27 protein-coding genes are annotated in these 25,231 nt (G+C 64.1%); 14 read left to right on the plus strand and 13 right to left on the minus strand.

Going from position 1 to position 25,231, the window contains the following annotated elements:
* The first annotated feature begins 277 nt into the window (after positions 1-277).
* Genes NLY42_RS08125 through NLY42_RS08140 form a run of 4 tightly spaced genes read left to right on the plus strand, consistent with a single transcriptional unit; the run spans position 278 to position 5,284 of the window.
* Positions 278-1,804 carry a DUF4153 domain-containing protein gene (locus NLY42_RS08125; RefSeq protein ID WP_023756205.1) on the plus strand — a complete coding sequence of 509 codons (1,527 nt, stop codon included), beginning with the start codon at positions 278-280 and terminating at the stop codon, positions 1,802-1,804.
* Between the two features lie 4 nt (positions 1,805-1,808).
* Positions 1,809-2,504 (plus strand): response regulator transcription factor, encoded by a 696-nt coding sequence (locus tag NLY42_RS08130; RefSeq protein WP_023756206.1) that lies wholly within the window; start codon positions 1,809-1,811, stop codon positions 2,502-2,504.
* A complete protein-coding gene (locus tag NLY42_RS08135) occupies positions 2,492-4,087 on the plus strand; it encodes a sensor histidine kinase (protein ID WP_023756207.1) in 1,596 nt (531 codons plus the stop codon). The genes NLY42_RS08130 and NLY42_RS08135 overlap by 13 nt, the downstream gene beginning before the upstream one ends.
* 30 nt (positions 4,088-4,117) lie before the next feature.
* A complete protein-coding gene (locus tag NLY42_RS08140) occupies positions 4,118-5,284 on the plus strand; it encodes an NAD(P)/FAD-dependent oxidoreductase (protein WP_023726010.1) in 1,167 nt (388 codons plus the stop codon).
* Positions 5,285-5,488: 204 nt separating this feature from the next.
* On the opposite strand, the gene NLY42_RS08145 is transcribed toward NLY42_RS08140, so the two are convergent.
* On the minus strand, positions 5,489-6,220 hold the full coding sequence (locus NLY42_RS08145; RefSeq protein WP_023726011.1) for a DUF72 domain-containing protein: 732 nt from the start codon (positions 6,218-6,220) through the stop codon (positions 5,489-5,491).
* Positions 6,221-6,363: 143 nt separating this feature from the next.
* Entirely contained in the window at positions 6,364-6,789 is a 426-nt protein-coding gene (locus tag NLY42_RS08150; RefSeq protein WP_023756208.1) for a GNAT family N-acetyltransferase, read from the minus strand.
* A gap of 162 nt (positions 6,790-6,951) precedes the next feature.
* Between NLY42_RS08150 and leuD the strand changes: the two genes are divergently transcribed.
* From leuD to leuB, 5 genes are all read left to right on the plus strand, one after another.
* On the plus strand, positions 6,952-7,557 hold the full coding sequence (gene leuD / locus NLY42_RS08155; RefSeq protein WP_023715740.1) for a 3-isopropylmalate dehydratase small subunit: 606 nt from the start codon (positions 6,952-6,954) through the stop codon (positions 7,555-7,557).
* 64 nt (positions 7,558-7,621) lie between these two features.
* Positions 7,622-8,545, plus strand: coding sequence for an Ivy family c-type lysozyme inhibitor (locus NLY42_RS08160; RefSeq protein ID WP_023715741.1), 924 nt, complete (start codon positions 7,622-7,624; stop codon positions 8,543-8,545).
* Positions 8,546-8,850: 305 nt separating this feature from the next.
* A complete protein-coding gene (locus NLY42_RS08165; protein WP_023702580.1) occupies positions 8,851-9,234 on the plus strand; it encodes a RidA family protein in 384 nt (127 codons plus the stop codon).
* Positions 9,235-9,246: 12 nt separating this feature from the next.
* On the plus strand, positions 9,247-9,597 hold the full coding sequence (locus NLY42_RS08170; protein ID WP_023756210.1) for a VOC family protein: 351 nt from the start codon (positions 9,247-9,249) through the stop codon (positions 9,595-9,597).
* Positions 9,598-9,745: 148 nt separating this feature from the next.
* On the plus strand, positions 9,746-10,849 hold the full coding sequence (leuB, locus tag NLY42_RS08175; RefSeq protein ID WP_023756211.1) for a 3-isopropylmalate dehydrogenase: 1,104 nt from the start codon (positions 9,746-9,748) through the stop codon (positions 10,847-10,849).
* Positions 10,850-10,857: 8 nt separating this feature from the next.
* Here leuB and NLY42_RS08180 read toward each other — a convergent pair whose 3' ends face one another.
* The 5 genes from NLY42_RS08180 to NLY42_RS08200 all read right to left on the minus strand — a co-directional run bounded on the left by NLY42_RS08180 (position 10,858) and on the right by NLY42_RS08200 (position 16,149).
* The gene (locus tag NLY42_RS08180) at positions 10,858-11,235 is read right to left on the minus strand and encodes a MarR family winged helix-turn-helix transcriptional regulator (protein ID WP_023683823.1); all 378 of its coding nucleotides are present in this window, start codon (positions 11,233-11,235) and stop codon (positions 10,858-10,860) included.
* A 70-nt stretch (positions 11,236-11,305) separates the two neighbouring features.
* The gene (locus tag NLY42_RS08185; RefSeq protein WP_023708789.1) at positions 11,306-11,734 is read right to left on the minus strand and encodes an SRPBCC family protein; all 429 of its coding nucleotides are present in this window, start codon (positions 11,732-11,734) and stop codon (positions 11,306-11,308) included.
* A gap of 193 nt (positions 11,735-11,927) precedes the next feature.
* Positions 11,928-12,650 (minus strand): DUF805 domain-containing protein, encoded by a 723-nt coding sequence (locus tag NLY42_RS08190; RefSeq protein ID WP_023730273.1) that lies wholly within the window; start codon positions 12,648-12,650, stop codon positions 11,928-11,930.
* A gap of 297 nt (positions 12,651-12,947) precedes the next feature.
* Entirely contained in the window at positions 12,948-14,138 is a 1,191-nt protein-coding gene (locus tag NLY42_RS08195; RefSeq protein ID WP_286489087.1) for an integrase core domain-containing protein, read from the minus strand.
* A gap of 169 nt (positions 14,139-14,307) precedes the next feature.
* A complete protein-coding gene (locus NLY42_RS08200; protein WP_023755655.1) occupies positions 14,308-16,149 on the minus strand; it encodes a DEAD/DEAH box helicase in 1,842 nt (613 codons plus the stop codon).
* Positions 16,150-16,571: 422 nt separating this feature from the next.
* Between NLY42_RS08200 and NLY42_RS08205 the strand changes: the two genes are divergently transcribed.
* The gene (locus NLY42_RS08205; protein ID WP_023671698.1) at positions 16,572-17,606 is read left to right on the plus strand and encodes an aspartate-semialdehyde dehydrogenase; all 1,035 of its coding nucleotides are present in this window, start codon (positions 16,572-16,574) and stop codon (positions 17,604-17,606) included.
* A gap of 225 nt (positions 17,607-17,831) precedes the next feature.
* Complete coding sequence (locus tag NLY42_RS08210) at positions 17,832-18,284, plus strand: GNAT family N-acetyltransferase (protein ID WP_023671699.1); 453 nt, start codon at positions 17,832-17,834, stop codon at positions 18,282-18,284.
* Between the two features lie 3 nt (positions 18,285-18,287).
* Here NLY42_RS08210 and NLY42_RS08215 read toward each other — a convergent pair whose 3' ends face one another.
* Positions 18,288-18,689 (minus strand): ACT domain-containing protein, encoded by a 402-nt coding sequence (locus tag NLY42_RS08215; protein WP_023694551.1) that lies wholly within the window; start codon positions 18,687-18,689, stop codon positions 18,288-18,290.
* A 355-nt stretch (positions 18,690-19,044) separates the two neighbouring features.
* On the opposite strand from NLY42_RS08215, the gene NLY42_RS08220 reads away from it, so the two are divergent.
* The 3 genes from NLY42_RS08220 to NLY42_RS08230 all read left to right on the plus strand — a co-directional run bounded on the left by NLY42_RS08220 (position 19,045) and on the right by NLY42_RS08230 (position 20,414).
* Positions 19,045-19,455, plus strand: coding sequence for a DoxX family protein (locus NLY42_RS08220; RefSeq protein WP_023687655.1), 411 nt, complete (start codon positions 19,045-19,047; stop codon positions 19,453-19,455).
* 14 nt (positions 19,456-19,469) lie between these two features.
* Positions 19,470-19,997 (plus strand): SRPBCC family protein, encoded by a 528-nt coding sequence (locus tag NLY42_RS08225; protein WP_023694550.1) that lies wholly within the window; start codon positions 19,470-19,472, stop codon positions 19,995-19,997.
* A 153-nt stretch (positions 19,998-20,150) separates the two neighbouring features.
* Positions 20,151-20,414 (plus strand): YMGG-like glycine zipper-containing protein, encoded by a 264-nt coding sequence (locus NLY42_RS08230; RefSeq protein WP_023756500.1) that lies wholly within the window; start codon positions 20,151-20,153, stop codon positions 20,412-20,414.
* An 88-nt stretch (positions 20,415-20,502) separates the two neighbouring features.
* On the opposite strand, the gene NLY42_RS08235 is transcribed toward NLY42_RS08230, so the two are convergent.
* From NLY42_RS08235 to NLY42_RS08255, 5 genes are all read right to left on the minus strand, one after another.
* Complete coding sequence (locus NLY42_RS08235; RefSeq protein ID WP_023756501.1) at positions 20,503-21,348, minus strand: acyl-CoA thioester hydrolase/BAAT C-terminal domain-containing protein; 846 nt, start codon at positions 21,346-21,348, stop codon at positions 20,503-20,505.
* 87 nt (positions 21,349-21,435) lie between these two features.
* Positions 21,436-21,837 carry a 30S ribosomal protein S16 gene (gene rpsP, locus NLY42_RS08240; RefSeq protein ID WP_023671705.1) on the minus strand — a complete coding sequence of 134 codons (402 nt, stop codon included), beginning with the start codon at positions 21,835-21,837 and terminating at the stop codon, positions 21,436-21,438.
* A 105-nt stretch (positions 21,838-21,942) separates the two neighbouring features.
* Positions 21,943-22,269, minus strand: a complete 327-nt coding sequence (locus tag NLY42_RS08245) for a chorismate mutase (protein ID WP_023671706.1) — start codon at positions 22,267-22,269, stop codon at positions 21,943-21,945.
* 7 nt (positions 22,270-22,276) lie between these two features.
* Positions 22,277-23,863 (minus strand): signal recognition particle protein, encoded by a 1,587-nt coding sequence (ffh, locus tag NLY42_RS08250; RefSeq protein ID WP_023755654.1) that lies wholly within the window; start codon positions 23,861-23,863, stop codon positions 22,277-22,279.
* Between the two features lie 383 nt (positions 23,864-24,246).
* Positions 24,247-25,197 carry a CPBP family intramembrane glutamic endopeptidase gene (locus NLY42_RS08255; protein WP_023702592.1) on the minus strand — a complete coding sequence of 317 codons (951 nt, stop codon included), beginning with the start codon at positions 25,195-25,197 and terminating at the stop codon, positions 24,247-24,249.
* Between the last annotated feature and the right edge of the window lie 34 nt (positions 25,198-25,231).

Genomic DNA, 25,231 nt, shown 5'->3' on the forward strand with positions numbered 1-25,231 from the left:
AGCGCCCCGGCCGTAAGCGCAGGTCCTGCACGAAAACTGCACATCCCTGCGGAAAACCTCCTCCACTCCGCCCCGCCGTTTCCATGCGAGCCCGCGACAACAGCGGCATGCAACAGCGAAACGCTCACCTTTGGTCCTTGCCCTATCGCCTGCGCAGCGAAAGCTGGTGGTTGGTCGATCCGCCCCGGGCGGAGGCCCGCCCTTACCTGGAAGCGAGCCTGCTCCCTTTTATCCGCCCACCGGCCGAGCGGACCCAGCCCATCAGGAAAATCCGCGCATGACATCGTTTGCAAGCTTTTCCAGCCGCTTCGGCATCGCCGTCCTGCTCGTCGCCCTGGCGGATTTTTTCTTCTATGGCCAGCCCGCCGGGATCACGGTGCTGCTGTTTGCCATCCTGATCGCCGGCGCGGTGGTCGCTGTGCATCCTGCCGCGCTGAATTCCACCCGATCCTGGCTCAAGCCGGCCGCTTTGTTCGTCGTGCTGCTGCCGTTGGCCGAGAACGTCAGCCCGCTGTCGGTGGCGATAGCTGTCGTGGCGCTGGTGGTGTTTGCGCTGTCCCTGTCCGGGCGGCTACGGCACGGCATCGCCCGCATTGCCGGCCAGGTCGCGCTGTTCCTGCTGGCGGCGCCGCTGCGCCTTATCCGTGACTTTTTCCAATGGCGCCGCACGGTGCGCCGGCTTGGCGGCCGCCGCATCCGCCTGGCGTCCATCATCGTCTGGGTCATGCCGGTGACGCTGGGCGCGGTGTTCCTGCTTTTGTTCGGCGCCGCCAACCCGGTTATCGAATACTGGCTGTCGCTGATCGACCTGATGAAGCTGCTCGATCTCATCCAACTGGCGCGGATCGTCTTCTGGCTGCTCGTGCTCGCCGGCGTCTGGGCTTTCCTGCGGCCTCGCCTGCCGCGTTTCCTGCGCCGCCTTCCACCTTTGACGCCGCCTGCAGCCGTGGCCGCACCGGCCGCGACTAAACCAGCGACAACGATCGAGGCCGTCGTCTTCGGCAAGGCCGCGATCCTGCGCGCGCTGATCGTCTTCAACGCCTTGTTTGCGCTGCAGACCGGGCTCGACGCAGCCTATCTCTGGGGTGGGGTCGCCCTTCCGGACGGGTTGAGCTATGCCGCCTATGCGCATCGCGGCGCCTATCCGCTGATCGCCACCGCGCTGCTGGCCGCCGGCTTCGTGCTGGCGGCGCTGCGGCCGGGCAGCGAAACCTCAGGCGATCCGCTGATCCGCCGGCTGGTCTATGCCTGGGTCGCGCAGAACATCGTGCTGGTCATCTCGTCGATTCTCAGGCTCGATCTCTATATCGGCGTCTATGCACTGACCTACTGGCGCATCGCCGCCTTCGTCTGGGTGGGGTTGGTGGCGTCAGGGCTTGCACTGATCATTGCCCGCATCGCGCTTGGAAAATCCAACGAATGGCTGCTCTCCGCCAATCTTGCGACGCTATCGGCGACGCTTTATGCCTGCTGCTTCATCAACTTCGCCGCAACGATCGCCAATTTCAATGTCGACCATTCCCTTGAAATGACCGGCGACGGCACGCCTATCGATACCGAATATCTGCGCTCGCTCGGCGCTGCCGCCATGCCGGCGCTGGACCGCCTCTACATGCACCAATTCGGAAACCAAACCACCTATCTGGCCGAGCAAATGATGATCGACGACACTATCGCCGAGCAGAAGCAGTGGCGCGCCTGGAGCTTTCGCGGCTGGAGGCTCGTGCAGGTTCTCGACAAGAGAGGTCCGCTCGTGCTTCCTCCCCCTACCCAGCCCTCGCAACCTTCAGTGCCGGACCGTTAGATCCATGCCGCATCAGATCCTGGTCGCCGACGACGATCCGCACATACGCGAGGTCATCTGCTTTGCGCTGGAAAAGGCCGGGATGAAGACGCAAGCGGTGGCCGACGGCGCGGCCGCCTTGCAGGCGATCGAGCGCCGCGAGCCCGACCTCGTCGTGCTCGACATAGGCATGCCGGAGATGGACGGGCTGGAGGTCTGCCGGCGGCTCAGACAACGCTCCGATGTGCCGGTGTTGTTCCTGTCGGCGCGTGACGAAGAAATCGACCGTATCCTTGGACTGGAGATGGGCGGCGACGACTATGTGACGAAACCGTTCAGCCCGCGTGAACTGGTGGCGCGCGTCAATGTCATCCTGCGTCGCGCCCGCCCGCTGGCGCCGGATCCGGCCGATGACAGGGCCTTTGCGCATGGCAAGCTCAGCCTGGTGCCGGCCAGCCACGGCGCCAGTTTCGACGGCAAGGCGCTGGCGCTGACGGCGATCGAATTCTCGATCCTGAAGGGATTTCTGGCGCGGCCGGCGCATGTGCTGGGGCGCGACCTGGTGGTCGCCAGCGCCTATGCCGCCAACATCCATGTCGCCGACCGTACCGTCGACAGCCACATCCGCAACATCCGCGCCAAGCTGGGGGCGGCGGGCTGTCTCGACGCCATCGAAACCGTGCATGGCGTTGGTTTCCGGCTCGGCCGATGCGGCGCCTGAGCGACGCCAAATGGATCGGCACCAAATGGCGGCCAAGGCTGGCCACGGTGGTTCTCGCCATCCTCATCATGGTGCTGGCGCTGCCGCTGGTCGGCCTGTTCTTCTTCCGGCTTTATGAAAACCAGCTGATCCGCCAGACCGAGGGCGAGCTGATCGCGCAAGGCGCCGTCATCGCGGCGATCTATGCGCAGGATATCAGCGACGCCGGCATTTCCCCGGACAGGCTCGGTGCGCCGATGAACGCGGAGAGCGGCGATGCCAGCCGTGGCGACGACTCGCCTTACCAGCCGATCGAGCCGAGCCTCGATCTCGCTTCCGACTACCTGCTGCCGACCCGACCCGCCGGCATCGCCGCGGCCATCGATCCAGCCTTCGCGGCGATCGGCGCCAGCCTGTCCGGCATTCTCGACACGACGCAAAAAACCACGCTGGCCGGCTTCCGGCTGCTCGATCCGCGCGGCGTTGTCATTGCAGGGCGCGACGAGGTCGGACTATCGCTGGCCAATGTCGAAGAGGTGCGCACCGCCCTTGCCGGCCACTACGCCAGCGTGTTGAGACAAAGAATTCCCGACCAGCCGCCACCGCCCCTCTATTCGGTCAGCCGCGGCACGAAAGTTCGCGTCTTTGTCGCCATGCCGATCGCGGTCGACGGCCATGTCGCCGGCGTGATCTACCTGTCTCGAACGCCGAACAACATCGTCAAGCATCTCTATGGCGAACGCGGCAAGGTGACGCTGGCGGCCATCGCCATGCTGTTCGGCACGCTGCTGATCGCGCTGGTGTTCCTGCGCACCGTCAGCCGGCCGATCTACGCGCTGATGGAGCGCACGAGGCGCATCGCCGCCGGCGACCGCGACGCCATCCGGCCGCTCGACCATCACGGCACGCGCGAAATGGCCGAGCTGTCCGCGGCCTTTCTCGACATGGCCGAAAAGCTGCAGGCGCGCTCCGACTCGATCCAGACCTTTGCCACCCATGTCTCGCACGAGCTCAAATCGCCGCTGACGGCGATCCAGGGCGCGGCCGAACTCTTGCGCGATTCCGGCGAGGCGATGGACGCGGCAGAGCGCAAGCGGTTTTCCGGCAACATCGTCAACGATGCCGGAAGGCTCAATCTGCTGGTGCGGCGCCTGCTCGATCTGGCGCGCGCGGAAAACCTGGCGCCGAGCGGCGAAAGCACATCGCTCGATGCGGCGCTGGCATTGCTGCCGGTGGACGGCAGACTGGCGGTTCGCGTCGAGGCGGGCGGCGAAACCGGTCTGCGCATCTCGGCCGAGAATGCGGCGATCGTGCTTGCCAATCTGATCGACAATTCCGCCAGGCACGGCGCGACCCAGGTTTTGCTAGCGGCTGCCAGCGCCGAAGGCAAGGTGACCATTGCGGTCAGCGACGACGGCACCGGCATCTCGCCGAGCAACAGGGCACGCATTTTCGAGCCGTTCTTCACCACGCGGCGCGAATCCGGCGGGACCGGCATGGGCCTCGGCATAGTGCTGGCCCTCCTGAAAGCGCATGATGGCACGATCGCGCTGGTTGACTCCGGGCGCGGCACGCGCTTCGAGATCATTGTGCCGGGGGCATGAAGGATGCCGGCGGCCGGATCGGAGAAAAACGTGCGCTACGACATCGTCATCATCGGCGGAGCCATCGTCGGCTCCTCGGTCGCCTACTACCTTCGCGAGGAAGGCTTTTCCGGCTCCATCGCGCTGATCGAGCGCGACCCGCAATTCGCCCATGCGGCAACGACGCTGTCCATGGCCTCGATCCGTCAGCAATTCTCGATTCCGGAAAATATCCGGCTGTCGCAGTTCACGCTAAACCTGTTCCGGCGGCTGAAGGAGACCTTCGGCACCGACGCCGATATCGGTTTTCGCGAAGGCGGCTATCTCATCCTGGCCGGCGAGGCCGGGTTGCCGATCCTGAAAGCCAACCACCAAGCACAGGTCGCCGAGGGCGCCGACATTCTGCTCGAGGATGCCGACCAGCTGGCAAAGCGCTTTGCCTGGCTGTCGACCGAAGGCATCAGCGCCGGCGCCTTCGGCCGTACCGGCGAGGGCTGGTTCGACGCTCATGCCATGTTGACGCTGTTTCGCAAGGCATTGCGTGACAGACAAATAGATTTCATCGCCGCCGATGTCACCGGCATTGAGAGGCAGGGCAACCGCGCCACCGGAGTGGACCTCGACAATGGCGAAAGACTGCAAGCCGGCATCGTCGTCAACGCCGCCGGGCCGAATGCCGGCAAGGTGGCCGGCATGGCGGGACTCGTGCTGCCCGTCGAGCCGCGCAAGCGCAACGTTTTCGTCTTCGAGGCGCGGGAAAAATACGTCGACATGCCGCTGCTGGTCGACCCATCCGGCATCTATGTCCGGCCTGAAGGCTCGGTCTATCTCACCGGCGGCGCCGAACCGGAGGAGGGCGATGGCCCCGCCGACCCCAGGGATTTCGACGTCGACTGGCCGCTGTTCGAAGAGGTGATCTGGCCCGTGCTGGCAACCCGCATCCCTGCCTTCGAGGCGATCAAGCCGACACGCGCCTGGGCCGGCCACTACGACTACAACACGCTCGACCAGAATGCGGTGATCGGCCCGCATCCCGAGGTCGGCAATTTCATCTTCGCCAACGGATTTTCAGGCCACGGCCTGCAGCAGGCGCCGGCCGCCGGTAAGGCGCTGGCGGAGTTGTTGGTGCATGGCGGGTATCGGACGGTGGATTGCTCGGCGTTTGGGTACGCCAGAGTGGCTGAGGGAAGGGCGTTCCGGGAATTGAATGTGATTTGAGGCGGCAAAAGCTCACTGTCGAGTTCCCGCCTACCCCCCTCTGCCCTGCCGGGCATCTCCCCCGCAAGGGGGGAGATTGGCAGCTTCGGCGAAGGCGCCATTCTTGCAACGTCGGCGATTGGCGAAAGCGGTCGCGGCATCTGATCTCCCCCCTTGCGGGGGAGATGGCCGGCAGGCCAGAGGGGGGTGCTGTCCCGCGAGAGTCTAAGCAACCATCGCACTGACAGCCATCGCGTTGCCCAGTGCATGCCCGGCGGCCGTGTTGTCGAAAATGCCCCAGACCTCTGCGCCGGAAACTGCCGCTGCTTCCACTTGCCGCGCAAACCGGTCGAGCGTTTCGGCATCGTAGCCCGAATAGTAGATGCGCGGCGCGCCGTGCCAGCGGAAATAGGCAAGGCCGGGCCAGCCACCCGGCCCTGCTGCCTCCGCAACCGGGGTCGGGTCAACGGCAACGCGCGTGATCCGGTTGTCGACAAGGAGTGCGTCGGCCTTGGCGCCGAACCAGCTGGGATGGCGCGGCTCGCATGCCAGCCTTGCCCGGATACGCTTGCCCAACATGTCGAAGAAACCGCCGGCGACCTCCGGCTCGAAGGGCAGGCTTGGCGGCAGCTGCACCAGAAGCACGCTCAGCTTTTCGCCGAGACCTTCGACCTGCCCGAGAAAGTCCTCCGTCAGCCCCTCGCAATCGGCGAGGCGATGCTCATGGGTCATGCTCTTCGGCGCCTTGACCGCGAAGCGGAAGTGCTCCGGCACGGCGTGCGTCCAGCGCTCATAGGTCTCGCGGCGGTGCGGCTTGTAGAACGAGGTGTCGATCTCGACGACCGGAAAGCGTTTTCCGTAACGTTCGAGATGCGACCCGGGCTGCGGAAAGTCAGCCTTGTATCGAGACGGAATTCCCCAGCCGGCGGTGCCTATGAGAGATCGGCGATTTCCCATGCTGGGGATGTGGACCGGATGAAGCGCGGATCAAGGGCGACAAGGAGGCGTTGCTCCGCGGGGTCCTGAACACCGTTCCGCATTGCCGAGAACCTTGCCCGCCTTGACTGCCCAACCCGATCGGCAATTGCGCTCGACGCTCGTCAGCCCTCGCGAGAGAACCAGAACGCGTCGGCCATTCGCGTCATGTCGATACGCTCATAGAAGCCGACTGCGTCGGGCATCGAGATCAGGCTGATGGCGACCGAAGGCCCAAGCTGCCGGCGGGCCGCGTCCATCAGGCCCTTGCCGATACCGAGGCCTTGCGCAGATTGGGATACGGCGAGCTCTGAGACATAGCACACCCAGGAAAAGTCGGTGATGGCCCTGATAACGCCTATCAGCGGCCTGCCTTCGATGTCGAGCCGCGCCGTCAGCACCAGGTTCGCGCCCGAAAGCATCGCCTGCAGCCGGGCGTCGTCATCGACGGGGCGTGTTTCGCCGAGCGTGGATTCGACCAGCACGCGGCGGAATTCAGCGACGTCGAGCTCAGGCTCACTGGCATAGATAATATTCGATTGTGTGGTCATGGGCGCAAGGTGCACCAGCGGCGGCCGGTTTTAAAGACGTTTGCCGCCGATCTTTCGATCGGGCCGCGCACCAACAGTTGCCTTTTATTTGCCGGCGGCTTTGTGTAAACCGGGCGCAGCAAACCCTGACGCAACGAATTCGATCAAGAACGGGCAAAAGCCATGGAAAAATTCACCAAGCTCACCGGCGTCGCCGCACCGATGCCGATCGTCAATGTCGACACCGACATGATCATCCCCAAGGATTATCTCAAGACGATCAAGCGCACCGGGCTCGGCAGCGGCCTGTTCGCCGAAATGCGCTACAAGGACGATGGCTCGGAAAACCCCGACTTCGTGCTCAACAAGCCAGCCTACCGCAAGGCGCAGATCCTGGTCGCCGGCGACAATTTCGGCTGCGGTTCGAGCCGCGAACACGCGCCGTGGGCGCTGCTCGATTTCGGCATTCGCTGTGTCATCTCGACGTCGTTCGCCGACATTTTCTACAACAACTGCTTCAAGAACGGCATCCTGCCGATCACCGTCAGTCCGGAAGATCTGGAGAAGCTGATGGACGACGCCTCGCGCGGCTCCAATGCGACGGTTTCGGTCGACCTCGAGGCCAAGGAAATCCGCGGCCCCGACGGCGGCGTGGTCACCTTCGACCTCGACGACTTCAAGCGCCAATGCCTGCTGAACGGTCTCGACGATATCGGCCTGACCATGGAGAAGGCCGGCGCCATCGCCTCGTTCGAGAAGAAGAACGCTGCCGAGCGTCCTTGGGCCTGAGTGGTACGAGATGGCCCGGCCGCCACAAAGCCGGGTTCGTGGCGGCTGAACGGAGGGGACAGTCATGACACGTTTTCTTCTTGCCGGCGCCTGCGCGCTGGCGTGGATGCTGATGCCGGTGGCCGGCGCGCAAGCACAGACCGACACGGTCCTCGTGCCGGCAGAAGATCCGTCCGCCGCCGATCCGGGCGCGTCGAGCAATGCGGCCCTGGCGGACGATGACAGCCAGGGGCCGGTCCCGTTCGAGGGCGGGCAGCTGACCATCACCCAGCCGGAGCAGGATGGCGAAAAGGTGCTGGCCTATGACGGCAAGCAGCTGGCCAGCAATTACGACGTGTTCTTCGACAGAACAGTCAAGGTCGGCGGCGTCGACGTGGCGCTGGTCGATGTCGGCGACGGCGGCAACCAGTGCGGCCCGGCCAAGGTCATCGTCTGGAAGCCGGAAGGCGGCGAGATAGAAAGCCTCAAGGTCGAACAGGACGAATGCGGCGCGCCGCCGGCGGCGGTGGCCGACAACGCCATCTATTTCGTGCCGTATCTGTTGCCGGGCGATACGAAGCAAGCGCTGCAATGGTCGCCCAGCGACGGGCTGACGATCTCGGGCGACCTGACCTACGCGCCGGAGCCGGGTACGGACTGGAAGGACGTCGATCCGGCCAAATACCAGAACATCATCGACGCCTTCCACAATGAGGCCGTCTACAAGGCGGCGCAGACGCTACTCGGCGACACCATGCCCGACATGGCGACCAGCCTGCTGGTCGGCGGCGGCACCGAAAAGACGGCGTCGGGCGCCTTCTACGCCACCGGCTGCGTGCCGCACGCATGCGGCAGCAATGACGGTTTCATGGCGGTCGACCCGGCCAAGCACACGCTCTACTTCGCCCGGCGCGGCGACAATGGCGAGCCGCAGGCGTGGCCTGACGTGAAGACCTGGCCTGCGGATGTGAAGGAAGCAATGGACAAGGCGCAGGAGTCGGGGAACTAGAGTTCGCGGCAGCGCGGCGAACACTCGGTGTTCATGCTTGTTCCGTCGCGATCCGTCACACCCCCTCTGCCCTGCCGGGCATCTCCCGCTCAAGGGGGGAGATCAGACGTCACTCTGGCTTTCGCCAATCGCAAATGTGGAAAGCGAGAAAGGCGTCCGAACTGCTAATCTCCCCCCTTGAGCGGGAGATGGCCGGCAGGCCAGAGGGGGGTGCTGTCCCGCCGACGGCCAAGATTTGCACCTGACTTGGCCCATGGCCTGGCCGGCCCTTTCCTGCAAAGCGTCCGAAACCACAGCGAGGCTCCATGCGCACACTCATCTCCACCGGTTCGCCCTTCGAAAAAACCGCCGGCTATTCGCGCGCGGTGGTGCAGGGCGACTGGTGCTTCGTCTCGGGAACCACCGGCTATGACTATGCGACGATGGCCATGCCGGAAACGGTGGAGGCGCAGACGCGCAATTGTCTGGCGACCATCGCCGAGGCGCTGAGGGATGGCGGCTTCGACATGGCCGATGTGGTGCGGGCGCATTACTACATCACCGACCAGGCCTTCGTGGACGTGGTCTTCCCCATCCTCGGCGAGGCTTTCGGCGAGATCAGGCCGGCGGCGACGATGATCGTGTGCCAGCTCAACAAGCCGGAAATGAAGATCGAGATCGAAGTCACGGCGCTGCGGCGCACGGCTTGAGGAGGCAAAGCCATGACGGTCCGGCGCATCGTGGCCAATATCGGGACACCAGACGCGGCAGCGGCGAAACGCTTCTATCAGGACGTGCTTGGCCTCGATGTGCTGATGGATCAGGGCTGGATCGTCACCTACGGGTCCGACGAACGGATGCAGGTGCAGATCAGCTTCATGGCCCAGGGCGGCTCCGGCACGCCGGTGCCGGACCTCTCCATCGAGGTCGACGATGTCGATGCGGCGCTGCAAGGCATGAGGGCCGCCGGCTTTGCCGTCGAATACGGTCCGGCCGACGAGCCGTGGGGCGTACGGCGGTTTTATGTGCGCGATCCGTTCGGCCGGTTGGTGAATATTTTGTCGCACAAGTGATTTGTTCCTCTCCCCCGCCTCTGGCCACGGCGAGGAACCCAGGTCTTGAGAGGCGGGCGCCGTCGTAGCGTTCTTCATCCCCTTGCGCCGCAAGCTCTTGGCGTTTAGCAAGGCCGCGGTTTCTCCAAACAGCATCGGACGGTTCTCCATGGCTTCGAAAAATCTTCTCCTGCTCGCCGGCGACGGCATCGGCCCCGAGGCGATGGCCGAGGTGAAGAAGCTGATCGCGGCCATGAACGCAAAGCTCGGCAGCGGTTTTGCCACTGATGAAGGCTTGGTCGGCGGCTGTGCCTACGACGCGCATGGCGCGGCGATTTCGGATGGCGACATGGCAAAGGCGATGGCTGCGGACGCCGTGCTGTTCGGCGCCGTCGGCGGGCCGAAATGGGACAAGGTGCCTTACGAGGTGCGTCCCGAGGCCGGGTTGCTACGGCTGCGCAAGGATATGGAGCTGTTCGCCAATCTCCGGCCCGCCATCTGCTATCCGGCGCTGGCCGCGTCGTCCTCGCTGAAGCAGGAAGTCGTCGAGGGCCTCGACATATTGATCGTGCGCGAGCTTACCGGCGGAGTCTATTTCGGCGAGCCGAAGCAGATCATCGATCTCGGCAACGGCCAGAAGCGCGGCATCGACACGCAGGTCTACGACACGTTCGAGATCGAGCGCATTTCCGGCGTCGCCTTCGAGCTGGCGCGCACGCGCAAGAACCACGTGACATCGATGGAAAAGCGCAACGTCATGAAATCCGGGGTGCTGTGGAACGAGGTTGTCACCCAGACCCAGAAGACTCGCTATGCTGACGTCAAGCTCGACCACATGCTGGCCGATGCCGGCGGCATGCAGCTGGTGCGCTGGCCAAAGCAGTTCGACGTCATCGTCACCGACAATCTGTTCGGCGACATGCTGTCCGACATCGCCGCCATGCTGACCGGATCGATCGGCATGCTGCCGTCGGCCTCGCTCGGCGCGCCCGATGTGAAGACCAGGAAGCGCAAGGCGCTGTACGAGCCGGTGCATGGCTCGGCGCCCGACATTGCCGGACAGGGCATCGCCAACCCGATCGCCATGATCGCGTCGTTTGCCATGTGCATGCGATATTCCTTCGGCATGGTCGATGAGGCCGACAAGCTCGAAGGCGCAATAGCCGCCGTGCTCGACGACGGGCTCCGGACGAAGGATATTTTGTCCGAGGGCATGACCGAAGTCGGCACTGTCGCAATGGGCGATGCCATCATCGCCAAGTTCCTGGCTTAGCGGCCGACTCAGCGGATCTCGCCGGCCAGCCGTTTCAGCAGGCCGACGAGTTGCGCCTCATCCACGGTTGAGAAAAAAGCAGCGTCGGCGGCTTCGACGGCGACGATAGCGCGCTGGACTGCGGCCGTCCCCGTCGTGGAGACGCGGATCACCTTGGCGCGGGAATCCCGCGGGTCGGTGTCCCGCACAATCAGTCCCTTTGCCTCAAGCCGGGCGACGACGTCCGACGTCATCTTCACCTCGGTGCCGGCCTGCGCGGCGAGTTGGACCTGGTTGGGCGGCTCGCCATATCGGCCGAGCCACATCGCCGAAGCCAGCAGCACGAACTGGACATGGGTAAGGTCAAGCGGGGCCAGCGCCGCCGTCATGACGCGCTGCCAGCGCATGGTGGTTCGCCAGAGCAGCAAGCCGGGGCTCTCGGATGGTCCGCTGAAGCGCGTGTTCAGATCCCCTTGATCAGCCACCGTTCGCCAACACCATTGCCTGCTCGAACAGTTTAGCCATCGAAGTGTCGAAATCGCCGCTGATCTGCGGCCCGAGCTCTGGTCCGACCTCGGCGGCCGATGGGCCGGAAATCTCGAGGCGATGAGTCACTTGAGTGCCACCCTCGACCGGCGTCAGCGTATGCCTGAACAGCAGTTTCGTGTCGCCGAACGAGGTCTCGTCGGCATAGGTTACAGCGTCGACGAGGTCGACGATCGTCGATTCGAAGGTGTCCTGCCCGACGGGCGTTACAGAGACGCGGGTGCCCTTGGCGAACGGGCCGTGCAGCACGAAGGTATCGGAGCCTTCGTAGGTGAGGCGGCCTTCGTGCAGCGCCTTGAGCGCGTTCCAGATGGCCTGCGCCGAAAGGGGGGAAATTGCGGTGTACTCGTTGGTCCACATTTGTCTTGGCTCCATCATCCGTTTTCGATCGTCGATTTGATGATTGCACAGATTGTCTGTGCACAGACTAAATGGCAAGAGAAATATTTCGTTCGTTCGGTCAAAACAGCAGCTGCCTTCCCGGCTGCGACCTAAGCCATTGTTATAGCACGGCTGTCCGCAAACAGCCGGCTGCTCATTTCTTGGTGCGGGTCTAGGCTCCGCCTCCTCTAGGCACCGGCCCCCACTGGTTTTCGTGGGCCTGGGTCGGGATCAATCCGAGTATCAGCGCGAGGATCAGCGTAGCCGGAGCGAACATGAAGGTGATTGCGAAGTAAGGTATTGCCAGCCAGCCGGTCAGGCCGATGTCGTGCAAGCGGCGCACGACGAGCCCGACCCAGGGCAGGAACGTCGCTAGCCAAAACAGCCCCCAGACGCCGATCATCACAATCGGCCAGTTGCCGGCATCGAAATTGCCGACGGCCTGGTCGGCGAGGGCGCCGGCAATTCCGACCAGGATGAAGCTGACGGTCCAGAACAGGCAGTAGCCCCAGAATTCCTTGCGGCGGGCGCGTTCGGCGAAGTTGATGTAGTTGCGCGTCACGCCTCGCCAGAAATAACCCGGCAGTCCGCTATCGCGAACCGCGCCGTCTTCCGCCAGGCGGCCGAAATGCTGTGGGGCGGCTGAAGCGGCAGCCGCCTTGGGCGGCGCGGCGCTTGCCGCTGGCGCAGCGGTGGCGGGACTGGCGGGCTGGGCGCGGATTGAAAAAACGTCGCGCGCCTGACCGCTTGCCGGCAGAAACTCGACCACAGCGCCGTTCGCGATCACGGTATCACGGCGCAGATCCTCGCGCGCGAAGGTGTAGCGGTTGCCGTCCGCCCCGGTGATGAAGCCGAAACCCTGGGCCTCGTCATAGTGAAGAACTTCGCCGCGCATTTAGCCTCGCCCCCGTGCAGGCACAGACTGTTCAAAGTTGCGGCGGACTGCAAGGGGGTGGACGAAATGGAGGGCGAACGGTTCAGGCATGAGTTGCTTTATTTTCCGGTGCGTTGGCGCTGCCCCTCACCTGCCTGCCGGCATCCTCTCCCCGTATAGTGGCGGGGAGAGGGGTCGCTGTTATCGACGATTCCGCCAATCGCCAACGTTGCAAGAGAGCGCCAAGGCTGCGGTCAGTGTCCAGTCGATAGATGGGTAACACTTTGAACCGGATACATAGGTGACACTTCTCTCCCCCTATGCGTCCGCCGCAGCGCCAAGCGGATTGGTTGGCGCGGCGCTGCGGCGGACAAGCTTCATGTGCCGTGTGTCGATGATGCCGAGCGGGTGGGCATGGAATGAGAGTGTCCATTGTCTGTCTTCGGTCTCCAACGCAGCGACCGGTTCGCCCGCCAGCGCTTGCGAGACATATATGAAGCCGCCATTCCATCGGATCTCGCCATTGTGGCGCACGCGGCGGACCGAGGCCTCGGCCGGATAGACGGGCTCGGGTGGTGTCCTGGGCATGGCGCGCTGTGAGGACCGGTAGTGCTGGGCGGGCGTATCCATGCCCAGCGCCTCATGGGGACGTTCCTCATTGTAGCTGTGGCGGAAGGTCTCGAAGGCCTGGCCCTGTGCCGTTCGGTCGGCTTCCGGTGCCTCGGCCATCGGCAGCATGGTCAGGTGAAAGCGCTCGTGACGTCCGTTCTGCTGTGGCCTGCCGGGTGCGATCCGCTCCAGGGTGATGCCGAGCTTGATGAAGCGCACGACAAGCGGCGTCAGCCCGGTGACGCCGGCCGATGCGAAGGGCGGGCCATTGTCGCTTCTGAAGCGATCCGGCAGGCCATGCTCTTCAAACAGCCGTTCGAACACCGGCCAGGCTTCGCTATCGGCCGTCGACCCCGTCGCTTCGAGCGCCAGAAGATAGCGGCTCGACGCATCCATCACCGTCAAGGGTTCGCAACGCCAGCCGTCGCGGGTCCGGAACCAGCCCTTGTGATCGCCAGTCCACACCGCGTTCGGTTCTTGCGGCTGTGGCCAGGGTCCATTGCCGCAGGCCCGCAGGCGGGGTCGCTTGCGGGCGCGGACAAGCCCATGCCGCGCAAGGATCGCGCCGACCGTCGAGGCTGAAGGCCACATGAACTCGGGAGCCGTGCGCCTGAGCCGTGCCACGATCTTCTTTGGACCCCAGAGCGGATGCAGCTCCTTGGCCGCCACAATCCGCTCAACCAGATCCTGAGCTGTCGCACGGCCATGATTGAGCGGGGCTCGCGGCAGGTCGTGCAAACCCTCAGGCCCAAACGTCCGATAGCGTCCTAGCCATTTGTAGCCGTTCTTGCGTGAGATCCCGTAGGCCGCACAAAGCGCAACCATCGTCTCATCCCCAGAAAGACACTCCACAACAAACCGTAGCCGCTCGTCCATGATGCCAGTCTCTCGCCAAACCATCGCCGGTCCTCCGGCGGACAAGAAAACTGTCACCCATGCTATCGGTCCATTCTGTTACCTATCTATCCGGTTCGGACATCAGCCCTTTCTCCCCGTCACTATACGGGGAGAAACGCCCGGCAGGGCAATGAGGGGCAGCGCCTACATCTGTAATTGGCCGATAAGAGCCTCAAACCGGCCGCTTCTTCGGTTTCTTGTTCTTCGGCGGTCCAGCCTTGTCGAATTTCGGTTTCCCGGCCCAAGGCTTTGCATCGCCGGGGGGCCGTTCCCGCTTCTCGAATTTCGGCTTGTGTGCGCTTTGCGGCGCCTCGAACGGGCGCTTGCCGCGATGCGGCTTCTTGTCGGGCTTCGGCGCCTGGTAGCCGGCCCGCGACAGGTCGGGCGTGCCGTCCAGGCGCTTCACCGCAATGTTGCCCTGCAATTTCTTGTCGGGGCCGACGGCGGCGAGGAAGCGATCGGCCCAGTCGGCCGCGATCTGCACGTAGGTCTCATCCTGCTGCATCTTGATGGAGCCGATCTCGCGCTTGGAGATGTTGCCGGTGCGGCACAGCATCGGGATCAGCCAGCGCGGCTCGGCATTTTGCTTGCGCCCGATCGACAGCGAGAACCAGACACTGTCGCCGAAGTCGTCGCGCCGGCTTGGCGCTTCATCGCGGCGCTCGAATTTTTCGCCCGCCGGTTTGTCACGCGAAGGCGTGAACGGTGCGACATCCGTAAGCTCCTCGGGCGCCGAGCGGCTGGCGCGGCATTGGCGCACGAAGGCGGCCGCAATCTGTTCGGCGCCATGCCTGGCCAGAAGCGTGTCGACGAAACCGCGCTCGTCCTCGGCTACCGGCTCGTCGAAGACTGGATCGGCAAGGATGCGCTCGTCATCGCGCTTGATCACGTCGTCGGCCGAGGGCGGGCTCGCCCATGTCGCCTTCAGCCCTGCATTCTGCAGCAGGCGCTCGGTGCGCTTGCGGGCGCCGTTGGGCACGATCAGCGCGCTGACACCCTTGTGGCCGGCGCGGCCGGTACGGCCGCTGCGATGCAGCAGCGTTTCGGGATTGGTCGGCAGATCGGCATGGATGACCAGTTCGAGATTGGGCAGGTCGATGCCGCGCGCGGCGACATCCGTGGCGATGCAGACTTTGGCGCGTCCGTCGCGCATCGCCTGCAGCGCGTGGGTGCGTTCGTTCTGGCTGAGCTCGCCCGACAATGCGACGACGGAAAAATTGCGGTTGTTGAAGCGTGCCGTCAGATGATTGACGGCGGCGCGGGTGTTGCAGAACACCAGCGCGTTCTTCGCCTCGTAAAAGCGCAGCACGTTGATGATGGCGTTCTCGCGGTCGGGATAGGCGACATTCAGCGCCCGGTATTCGATATCGAGATGCTGCTTTTCCTCGCCGCCGGCCGAGATGCGTACGGCGTCGCGCTGATAGCCTTGCGCCAGCGTGGCGATCGAGCGCGGCACGGTGGCCGAAAACATCAGCGTGCGGCGCTGAGCCGGTGCGGCATCGAGGATGAATTCGAGGTCCTCGCGAAAGCCGAGGTCGAGCATCTCGTCGGCCTCGTCCAGCACCACGGCTTTCAGCGCCGACATGTCGAGGGAGTTGCGGGTGATGTGGTCGCGCAGGCGGCCGGGCGTGCCGACGACGATGTGGGCGCCGCGCTCCAGCACGCGCCGTTCGGAGCGCATGTCCATGCCGCCGACACAGGACGCGACGGTGGCGCCGGTCGGCGCGTAGAGCCATTGCAGTTCGCGCATCACCTGCAGAGCGAGCTCGCGTGTCGGCGCCACGGCCAGCGCCAGCGGTGCGCCAGCCTGGTCAAAACGTTCGGCGCTGCCCAGAAGGGTCGGCGCCAAAGCGAGGCCGAAGGCGACGGTCTTGCCGGAGCCGGTCTGCGCCGACACCAGAGCGTCGGACTCGCCGAGCTCCAGCACCGCCTTCTGCACCGGCGTCAGCTCGGTATAGCCGCGTTTTTCCAGCGCCTCTGCCAGCGCAGGAACAATAGCTTCGAAATTGGACATCTCACTCTTTCGGAATTCAGGGTCTGGGCTCATCATGGAGCACATGCCGGGGCTGACGCACGCCAGCCAAACACTATTTGGGCGTTCGTACTTCTTGCGGCCGCTATTGTACAGAGCAGGCGTGTGCCTCCCGCAATTGACTCCTGACGCAAACCGCGTAAAAGCCGGCATCGAACGGGATCATTTTCGATGCGCGGCCTTCTGATGGCTCTTCTTGCATTCGACTTCCCCGGCCACAATCATGGGGCCGGGCGCGTTGGCGCGTCTTACCGTTCCAGCAAAACTATGGCCAAAACCACCACCAAAACGGTGTGATTCCCTTGGCCTAACCACCCTCTCCCGGGTCCGGCCTGGGGGACGAAACCCGCATTGGCCGGCGGGTTTTCTCCAAAAACCAAGCGGAGAGGGACAGGAGATTTCTGATGAGTTTCAAGGTTGCGGTAGTCGGCGCCACGGGCAATGTGGGTCGCGAAATGCTCAACATACTGGAAGAGCGCGGCTTTCCGGTAAGCGAAGTCGTGGCGCTGGCCTCGCGGCGCAGCCAGGGCACCGAAGTGTCGTTCGGCGACCGTTCGCTGAAGGTCAAGACGCTCGACCAGTATGATTTTTCCGACACCGACATCTGCATCATGTCGGCCGGCGGCAACGTCTCGAAGGAGTGGTCGCCGAAGATCGGCAAGCAGGGCTGCGTCGTCATCGATAACTCGTCGGCCTTCCGCTACGACCAGGACGTGCCGCTGATCGTGCCGGAAGTGAACCCGGATGCGATCTCGCTGTTCACCCGCAAGAACATCATCGCCAATCCGAACTGCTCGACGGCGCAGCTGGTCGTGGCGCTGAAGCCGCTGCACGATGTCGCCACCATCAAGCGCGTCGTCGTCGCCACCTATCAATCGGTATCCGGCGCCGGCAAGGAGGGCATGGACGAACTCTTTACACAGACCCGCGCGGTGTTCGTCGCCGATGGCGTCGAGGTCAAGAAGTTCACCAAGCGCATCGCCTTCAACGTCATTCCGCATATCGACGTCTTCCTCGACGACGGCTCGACCAAGGAAGAGTGGAAGATGGTCGCCGAGACCAAGAAGATGCTCGACCCCAAGATCAAGCTGACGGCGACCTGTGTGCGCGTGCCGGTGTTCATCGGCCATTCCGAAGCCGTCAACATCGAGTTCGAAAAGCCGATCACCGCCGACGAGGCGCGCGACATCCTGCGCGAAGCGCCAGGCTGCCAGGTCTTGGACAAGCGCGAGGATGGCGGCTACATCACGCCGCTGGAATCGGCCGGCGAGGACGCCACCTTCATCTCGCGCATCCGCGAGGATTCGACCATCGACAACGGCCTGTCGATGTGGATCGTCTCCGACAATCTGCGCAAGGGCGCGGCGCTCAACGCGGTGCAGATCGCCGAGCTTCTGGTCGAGCGCGGCCTGATCCAGCCGAAGAAGAAGGCGGCCTGACGGCTGGTTTGTTTTCGCTCACGGGGTTCGGCCTTCGGCCGATTCCGTTTATCGCTCACGGGCCGTATCGCCGCTGCCGCGGCTGGCCCTCCGCGGGGCGCCGGAAAGCCGGCGGCCCGTAGTCGCGGGCTCGGCCTTCGGCCGAAGCCTTCCTTCTCCCCGTTCACGGGGAGAAGGTCCCGGCAGGGGGATGAGGGCAGCGCTGACCTCTGTTGAGAAACGCCTTTGAACGATCCCACCAAAATCGTGCTGCGCCCCGCCACGGCTTTGGATGCCGCGACCATCGCCATTGTCATGCGGGCCGCACTTGGCTCGTTCTCCTGGATGCCGGTCATCCACACGCCGGATGAGGATCTTGCCTTCATCCGCGAGATCGTGCTGTCCCGGCAGCAGGTGACGGTCGCCGAGGCCGGCACCGGCATTGTCGGCTTCATTGCCCTCAGCGGCGATTGGGTGGAACAGCTCTATCTCGACCCCGCCTGGACGGGGCAAGGCATAGGCAGCCGGCTGCTGGTGCAAGCGACCGCCGCGCTACGGATCGTTAAACTGCATTGCTTCCAGGCCAACACCGGCGCGCGTCGCTTCTACGAGCGCCATGGCTTTCGCCCCGAGGCGTTCGGCGCGGGCACCACCAACGAAGAAGGCCTGCCGGATATTCTCTACGTGCGTCGAGCTTGATATTCAGCCGGCGTTATCCTTGGCCAGTTGGCGCAATAACTCCATCGCTTCCTCGGCCCGCTCAGCGGGCACGAACAGATGGTCATGATAGAAAGCAGAGACCGGATTGACGCCCATGCCGGCGGCGGCCAGCCGGGCGGTGATGGCGGCGAGGAAGCCGACGGCTTCCAGCGAGGAGTGGACGTTCAGGGTGATCATGCGGCAGCGGAAGGCGGACTGCAGCCCGGCGGCCTGGTCTTCGGGCAAGATCAGCGTCGTGCCCTCCTTCTCGCGAAACAGCATCACCGGATTGAGCGTCTCGGGAACCGGTGCACCGGGGACCAGGGTGGCGAAGACATGGACGCCGGGAAGCAGTTCCGGCGTCATCGCCGCCAGCAGCTTTTTCAGATCAGTCTCGCCGGCCATTCGCTCGTCTCTCGCCCAGCCCTATCAATAGCCGTGACTGGTGGATGTCGATAGTCCGTCAAGGTCGAGGGACAGCACCCCCTCTGCCTGCCGGGCATCTCCCCCGCAACGAGGGAGATCGGCGGTTTCGATGCTCCGCTCATTCATGGAACATTGCCGAAGCGGTCGAGCGTGTAATCTCCCCCCTTGCGGGGGAGATGGCCGGCGGGCCAGAGGGGGGTGTGAAGGATCGCCACGCAGCGGCTTTTGCTTGCTGCTACCCAAAAAGAATCCGCACCCTGTAGGATCGCCGCCCCATCGCTCGTCCTTGGTCCGAAGCCAGCAAACGGCTCGAACCGCTTAGGAGGGAACACCCGTGAGTATTTCTCAAACCATGCCCGTCTCATCGGGCGCCCTGTGGACCGGCCGCGTGCTCAGCGGCCTCATCATCCTGTTCATGATCTTCGACGGCGTCATCAAGCTGCCGCCGCTCGATGTCGTCACCCAGACCATGGTGCCGCTCGGCTGGCCGGCCGATGTCAATGTCGCGCGCACGCTCGGCATTATCGGGCTGATCTCGACCGCGCTCTATGCGCTGCCCCGCACCTCGGTGCTCGGCGCCATCCTGCTCACCGGCTATCTCGGCGGCGCCATCGCCACAAATATGCGCGTCGGCAGCCCGTTGTTTTCGCACACGCTGTTTAGCGTCTATCTCGGCATCATCCTGTGGGGCGGTCTCTATCTGCGCGACCCAAGCGTGCGCGCCCTGATCCCGTTCAGCCGTTAAGCGAGGAGAAAAACATGCTCAGCACCATTCTCATCCTCCTGGTCGTCATCATCGCCGCCGTGCTCATCTATGCGGCGACGAGGTCGAATGATTTCGTCACCGCCCGCACCGCCAGCATCAAGGCCGCGCCGGAAGCGATCTTTCCGCTGATCAACAATTTCAAGCAGTGGCCGGAATGGTCACCCTACGAAAAGCTCGACCCGCTGATGAAGCGCACGCTGTCGGGCGCTGATGCCGGCAAGGGCGCCGCCTACGCCTGGGAAGGCAATGCCAAGGCCGGCAAGGGACGCATGGAGATCGTCAATTCCGTGCCATCCTCGCTGGTGTCGCTGAAGCTCGACTTCGAGAAGCCGTTCCGGGCCAACAACAGCGTCGACTTCACCCTGAAGCCCTCGGGCGACACCACCGCAGTCACCTGGGCAATGCGCGGCAGCCGGCCCTTCATTGCCAAGCTGATGGGCCTGGTCATGAGTTTCGATACGCTGATCGGCAAGGATTTCGAGGCTGGCCTCGCCAATCTGAAAAAGGCAGCCGAAAGGTAGAAAAGCCTGAAATTTCAACAAGCTCGGCGGCGGTCGGCACGAATGTGACCGGCGCGGACACCGCGATCTCTCACGTCATCGGGATCAAATCAGCCGTCTGGGAGTTAGAACCGTGGCGGCGAGGACGGCGATCCGCGTGAGAGAGGAACGATAATGAGAAGAGCGATGATCATTCTGGTACTGGCGACCGCGCTGGGCGCGTGCTCGCAAACCGAAAAGGGTGCCGCGGTCGGCGGCCTCGGCGGCGCGGCGGTTGGCGCAGCTGTGGCAAATGATCCGGTTCAGGGGGCCGTCGTCGGCGGCGCCGTCGGCGCCGTGGCCGGCGCGCTGATCGGCCGTGCCAGCGAAAGCGGTCAATGTCGCTACCGCGGCCGGAACGGGCGCACCTATATCGCCAGCTGCCCCGACGGTTATTGAACACAGCCAGGTCCAACATCGGAAACCGGCGGCTATAGATCGCCGGTTTCGCTGTTGCCCAAGGCAGCTGGACCATTGGCTGCCTGCGCTACAGCAATCCCCGGATATGCTCCCAAGCCAGGCGGCCCAGGCGCGTGTCGGCGTCGTCATTGCCGCCATGGGCATGCAGCCTCGAGCGCGGCGTGATTTCGCCCGGCAGCAGAATGCGGTGGCCGGCGTCGGGCACTGAGACGAGGCAGGTGGTCATTGCGGTGTCCTGGCGACGCCGAACGATCGACTGGGCAAAATCCAGCGATGGCCATAGCGCGTCGTCGCCGCCCGCAACCACAACAATGTCGGCTGAAATAGCTTCGACGGGAATGGCAGCCTTGGCCGCTGCGTCCTTGAAGGTTTGCAAGGCACGTAGGAAGAGCCCCCGGTAGGACACCAGACCATCGACATACTCAGCGTTCCAAGCGGGATTGCTTGGGACAAACGGCAAAGGAATCCCCTCGAGCGTCCACGACGATCGTTCCGGCCAGCTGACGCCGTCGCGGCCCGGCCCGATATTGCCCCAGACCACCGATGTCGGGCTGATCGCAACCACGAGGCCGATGCGTGGATCGTGAGCCGCCGCAAGCAGGGAGGCCTCGGCGCCTTTCGAGGTCCCGACATAGACGATGCGCCGGCATCCCATCTGGACAAGATAGTCGGTCGCCGCGAAAAACGTTTCGAGCGGGATCTCGCAAATGCCGGGCACCTGACCTTCGCCGCCAAACCATTGTAGCGCGAGAGCGGATGCTCCTTCCTTGGCAAAGAGCCGGGCCCGGGTGACGTCGATGCGGCCGCTCGATCCGCTGAGCACGACGACGCCTGTCGTGGCGCCGGCGCATCGCAACAGCGTTCCGGCTACGCCGCCGAAAAGGGTCTCTTCCGTGACGGTCCGCTCAGTCATCTTTCGTTCGAACGCATATGACATCGCCGCACATTAGCAAAACGGCGGGCACAGGCCCGCCGTTTTGTCGATGCGATGACGCGATGCTTATTCGGCGGTGGCGGCTTCCGCTTCGGCCGGGGCTGCAGCAGCGGCGGCAACGGCGGCGGCAGCGTCTTCCTGGGCCTTCTTCAGCAGAGAGGCGCGTTCCTGCGCCTTCTTGCCGGGCTCGGCCTTCTTCGGGTTGGAGCGGGCTTCGCGCTTGAGGAGGCCGGCCTCATCGAGGAAGCGCAGCACGCGGTCGGTCGGCTGAGCGCCGTGCGACAGCCAATGCTTGACGCGGTCGGCGTCGACCTTGACGCGCTCGCCGTCCTTGGGCAGCAGCGGGTTCCACGAGCCGATCGACTCGATGAACCGGCCGTCGCGCGGCGAACGGGCGTCGGCGATGACGACGTGGTAGTAAGGGCGCTTCTTCGAGCCCGCACGGGCCAGTCTGATCTTCAAGGGCATTTCATTTCTCCTAAAATTTCTGATGTCAGTGTTGGGTTAATGGCTTTGTCTGGTGCAGGTCGTTGTCCCAAAACCGCTGCGCACTTTTGGGCGACATGCACTTTGTTAGCCGGTTTTGCTTGCGCCGTTGGACGCGGCGATCTGCTCGTGATGGCGGATCACTTCGCGGACGACGAAGTTGAGGAATTTTTCCGCGAAATCGGGGTCGAGATGAGCGTCCTTCGCCAGCTGGCGAAGGCGGGTGATCTGCTCCTGCTCGCGCGCCGGGTCGGCGGGCGGCAGGCCATGCTCGGCCTTGAGCACGCCGACCGCCTTGGTGCAGCGGAAGCGCTCGGCCAGCATATGAATGAGGGCGGCGTCGATGTTGTCGATCGAGGCGCGATAGCCGGCCAGGATGGTGCGTGCGTCGGCCATGTCTTTTTCTTCGTTCATAGCGTCCTCACTTCTTCTTGCCGAGGCCGGGCAGACCACCGCCGCCAAGGCCTGGAAGCTTCATGCCGCCGGGCAGACCGGGCAGGCCACCGCCGCTCGGGGCGGGCAGGCCCTTCATGCCGCCAAGGCCGGGCATCTGCTTCTGCAAGGCTTCGAGCTGCTTGGGATCCATCTTGGAGAGGTCGGGCATGCCGCCACCCATCATGCCGCCGGGGCCACCCGGCATCATGCCGCCGAGGCCCATCTTGGAGGCAAGGCCGCCCATCATGCCGCGCATCATGCCGCCGCCTTTGCCCTTGCCGCCCATCGCCTTCATCATGTCGGCCATGCCGCGATGCATTTTCAAGAGCTTGTTGATCTCGGCCGCATCCGTGCCTGAGCCGGCGGCGATGCGCTTCTTGCGCGAATGTTTCAGCATGTCCGGATTGGCGCGCTCGGCCTTGGTCATCGACGAGATGATGGCGAGCTGGCGGCCGAACATCTTGTCGTCGAGGCCGGCGGCGGCCATCTGGTCCTTCATTTTGCCCATGCCGGGCATCATGCCCATGATGCCGCCCATGCCGCCCATTTTCGACATTTGCTGAAGCTGGCCGGCAAGGTCGTTCAGGTCGAACTTGCCCGACTGCATCTTCTTGGCCATCGCCGCCGCCTGCTCGGCGTCGATGTGTTCGGCGGCCTTTTCGACCAGCGAGACGATGTCGCCCATGCCGAGGATGCGGTCTGCAATACGCTTGGGGTGGAATTCCTCCAGCCCGTCCATCTTTTCGCCGGTGCCGATCAGCTTGATCGGCTTGCCGGTGATGGCGCGCATCGAAAGCGCGGCACCGCCACGGCCGTCGCCGTCCATGCGAGTCAGCACCAGGCCGGTGATGCCGACGCGCTCATCGAAGCTTTTGGCAAGGTTGACGGCGTCCTGGCCGGTCAGCGAATCCGCGACCAGCAGGATTTCGTGCGGGCTCGACACCTTCTTGATGTCGGCCATCTCCACCATCAGCGGCTCATCGATATGGGTGCGGCCGGCGGTGTCGAGGATGACGACGTCATGACCGCCGAGCTTGGCTGCCTGGACGGCGCGCCTGGCGATGTCGACCGGGTTCTGGCCGGCAATGACAGGCAGCGTCGCGACTTTGACCTGCTCGCCGAGCTGGCGCAGCTGCTCTTGTGCCGCGGGCCGCCGCGTGTCGAGCGAGGCCATCAGAACCTTCTTGTTCTGGCGCTCGGTCAGGCGCTTGGCGATCTTGGCCGAGCTCGTCGTCTTGCCGGAGCCCTGCAGGCCGACCATCATGATGACGACCGGCGCCGGCGCATTGAGGTCGATGGCGACGCCCTCGGCGCCGAGCATGTCGACCAGCTCGTCATGGACGATCTTGACGACCATCTGTCCGGGCTTGATCGACTTGACGACGGCGGCGCCGACGGCCTTTTCGCGCACCTTGTCGGTGAAGGAACGCACCACTTCCAGCGCAACGTCCGCCTCGAGCAGCGCACGGCGCACCTCGCGCAACGCCGCCGAGACATCAGCCTCCGACAGCGCGCCGCGGCCTGTCAGGCCGTTCAGGATGGAGCCAAGGCGCTCCTGAAGTGATTCAAACATTGGTCAACCCGCCGCGCGAGAGCGCCTTGGATTCATGGTGATCCCTGTCGGGCCGATGGCCCTCCACGCCTCTTGTGCGCTCCTGCAGCGATTCAAACATTCCGTTTCCTTTTTCTCAGGCACCCCGATGGTGCCCGAGAGGTAGTGCGTTCGCGCCGCTCATCCAAGCAAAGCTCAAAACCAAAAAGCACCCGGGGGCGCTCAGCGCTGCCGGGTGTTGGCCTCCAGGATCTGTTTACAGCACCCACCTCAAAAGGTTTTGGCGTCCTGGTCGGCTTGCTCGGAGGGATACTCGTCGCGGATTTCGGGGCTGTAGACAGGAAATCGGCCGAAGAGTCAAGACAAGGGCGGCTTCCCGGTCTCTGGATCGGTCCCTGTTTAGTTCACCCTGCATCCCGAGGGTCGGCCGTAACCTTCAGCGGCGAGCGCGGGTGCAGAAGCAGCAGGATCGTCAGCAAGGTGCAGACGATACCGATGGCGGCGATGATGACGGCATCCGTCGTCGTCCAGTCCGGACCTTCTAGCGGCTTGGCGTTGAACAGGGCGAAGGAATTGTAGTTCTCCTGATGCGAGATCAGCAGGAAGCCGGTGAGATTGTTGCCGAGATGGGCGCCGAAGGCGGCGCCGAGATTGCCGGTGACATAAACCACCAGCGTCAACAGCAAGGCGAAGGCGGCGATCGAGGCCAGCACGCAGGCGTTGATGGCGGGGGTCGAGCCCGGGCTCCAATGCAAGGAGGTGAACAGCAAAGCGGGCAATAGCGCCCACACGTAAGGGCTCTCGAAGCGCCTGGCCAGGCCGCGCAGCAGATATCCGCGAAACAGCATCTCCTCGGACGAGGTCTGCAGCAGGGTCAGCGCCACGATCGGGAGCAGGAACAGCAGCCAGGTCGACAGGTTGATCGTGCCGCGGGCGATTTCGGGCTGTAGCCAGTAGAGCAGGATTTCGGAAAGCGCCGATGTGATCAGCACCGCGACCAGGCCCTTGAGGAAGCCCGACAAGGACACGCGGCGACTGGCGCCGAAAAGCGCCGAGAGCGGCTCGCCATGGACGAAACGCATGGCAAGCCAGAGGCCGAGCCAGATGCCGGTAAACGAGGTGAGTGCGGTGAGTATGCCGATGGGCGAGGCCAGAAAGCCCTGAAGCGGCCCGCGCGGATCGTCCGGCAATACATGCCAGACGATCGCGACATAGGTGCCGCCAAGCACCACAACCAGGGTGATCGCCACCCAGAACAGGACGACGACCGCCGTTCCAATTATCAGCCGCGGCAGGTTCGTCTTTTCGGTGGCCGTGTTGCTATAGCGCTCGAAGGCGGCTGGATCTGATATCACGCGAGTTCCTCTGCCGAACGCATCGGGTCGCATG

This window comes from Mesorhizobium sp. C372A (assembly GCF_030323245.1).
Classification (GTDB): Bacteria; Pseudomonadota; Alphaproteobacteria; order Rhizobiales; family Rhizobiaceae; genus Mesorhizobium.